Annotated in this window: 3 protein-coding genes; 1 reads left to right on the top strand and 2 read right to left on the bottom strand. The window is 45.9% G+C overall.

Annotated features, from left to right (window positions below):
• Nucleotides 1–293: 293 nt before the first annotated feature.
• Nucleotides 294–890, bottom strand: a complete 597-nt coding sequence (locus BUE76_RS22975; protein WP_073038834.1) for a mobile mystery protein B — start codon at nt 888–890, stop codon at nt 294–296.
• Entirely contained in the window at nt 881–1,339 is a 459-nt protein-coding gene (locus BUE76_RS22970) for a mobile mystery protein A (protein ID WP_073038832.1), read from the bottom strand. The genes BUE76_RS22975 and BUE76_RS22970 overlap by 10 nt, the downstream gene beginning before the upstream one ends.
• Nucleotides 1,340–1,823: 484 nt before the next feature.
• Between BUE76_RS22970 and BUE76_RS25520 the strand changes: the two genes are divergently transcribed.
• Nucleotides 1,824–1,984: UPF0175 family protein (locus BUE76_RS25520; RefSeq protein ID WP_394333556.1), on the top strand; the 161-nt coding region annotated here is incomplete at its 3' end.

Raw genomic sequence — 1,984 nt, 5'->3', positions numbered from 1 at the left:
ACAATGTATCCCTATTCAACTACGATGCACCGGAACTGGTAAATGACATCCGCAATGCCAGTAAGCATCATCTCTGATGCTCATACATTTTACGGTTAGTCATTTAGACCAGCCCGGGGTCTCGCCGCAACACCCATGCACAAGGCCATCTGCGAAGACCCCGGGCGAACAGCGAAAATGAGAGATTCAGGTCCGTTCAGGGTCTTCGTTGAAGGCTATGTGTGTCTATTGGAGGCCAGCCCCAGATCCGGTTGGTTTATGGTAATCAAGGTGATTGAAGTTTCTATATTGCATTAGGATCTTGCAAACCTCATCAATGGCATTATATTTCCGGCATCTGCCGCCCTGATTGCGGTCAGGTAATCCGCCCTTGCATCACCACCTTTTACAAGGTTTGCCGCACCCCAGGTAAATACGGGTTGCTTAAATACCTTTTCCGCAATAATATCCGCCATCAGCCGGCTATGTCTTCCATTTCCGTTGGGGAAACAGTGGATAGCCACAATCCGGTGCTTAAACCGTATGGCAATCTCATCCGGTGGATATGTATTGTGCGCTATCCAATATTTAGTATCGTCCAGTAGGTAACGCAACTCGGTTGATATTTGCCATTTATCGACACCAATGTTCTTATTGGTTTTCCTGAACGCACCTGCCCAAGCCCAAACATCGCCGTACATTCTTTTGTGCAGCTTTTGGATAAAATCTTCCGTCAGGATTGCACTATACTTTAAGGAACGTTTCATGGTCCACTCCACAGCCTGTTCGATGTTTTGCTGCTCAAACTCATCCAACTCCTGCCGTGTGGCAATGGTTTCTATCCGCAAGCCTTCTTTCTCGTCGTCATCTAAAGGGGTTTGCCCATCCCTGTATTCAAGATCTAATTCCATAAGGCTTTAGGCATTTCCGATTTTATGGCACTTGCCCTTTCTTCTATTGCTTTCTTTATTCTTTCCTGCGAGTTCTCCTGGTCTTCCAGTTTCATGGTGTTGGATGTTCGCAAGACAATTTGCTTTGCCAGTTCCTTTGCTTTCCGGTCAACTAAGGCATCCAAAGAGCCATCCTTTGGAACAAATCCATACACCAATTGCATATCCAGGGCATTTGCCACCTCACGAAGGGCTTTAATGGTGATAGCGCCCTCTTTTTCCCGCCGTTCCATATCCTGCACACCTTGCCTTGTTACGGACAACTTATTTGCCACCTGTTGTGAAGACATACCAAGTGCAAGCCGGACTGCTTTCAGCCAACCGGTAGGGGGAACTGCTACTTTCTGCAGTGACGCAAATGCAAGCATTTTATTACTCAACTGTTTGAATTGCAATGCCTTCTGTCCCATGTTGTAAAGTTATATTTTGACAAAAATAAAGAAAATGTAAAGTAATAACTGGACAAAGGGAATCATAAAAGCAAGTTATTCCTTTTCAATTAAGCGTTTTTTGTCAAGTTATAGCTTGTAAAAAAGAGAGGATGAAATTGTATATGCGCTATTTTGCCATAGATACCTATTCTGAGTTTAGGGCGCGTTTTACCCAGAGCCGTTTTCAGCATTTCATATACTGTTCGGAACACAGCTTGAACTCTGCTTTTTAGTTCGCCCAGGGTCTTCGCTGCTGGCTAAGTGGGTTGGCTTTGTGGCGAGACCCCGGGTGTGAATGCCACCAACAGACACAGGTTATTAAGTAGGTGTGGCTTAGGGATTTGCCGAAGCACCGAAGCGCTTGAGCCTACTTAACTATCGTTACAGCAGATTCCTGCAATTCGTGATTACGCCGCTTAATTTGTCTCAATCAACCTTTTCCTGATCTGCATACATTTATTGTGTGAAAGCGCTCACCCTCAACATACCAGACCATTTGGATATCGACAGCCAGGAGGCTGCCGTGATCTTGGCTACGCAGCTCTATGAGCGGGGAAAGCTATCACTTGGCCAGGCTGCTGAGCTGGCTGGCTACAGCAAGGCAGCTTTTATGGAATTGCTGGC

Origin of the sequence: Cnuella takakiae (genome assembly GCF_001953305.1) — a bacterium.
GTDB lineage: Bacteria > Bacteroidota > Bacteroidia > Chitinophagales > Chitinophagaceae > Flavisolibacter > Flavisolibacter takakiae.
The sequence above is the reverse complement of the archived record's forward strand: the minus strand, read 5'-3'. Positions and strand labels throughout refer to the sequence as shown.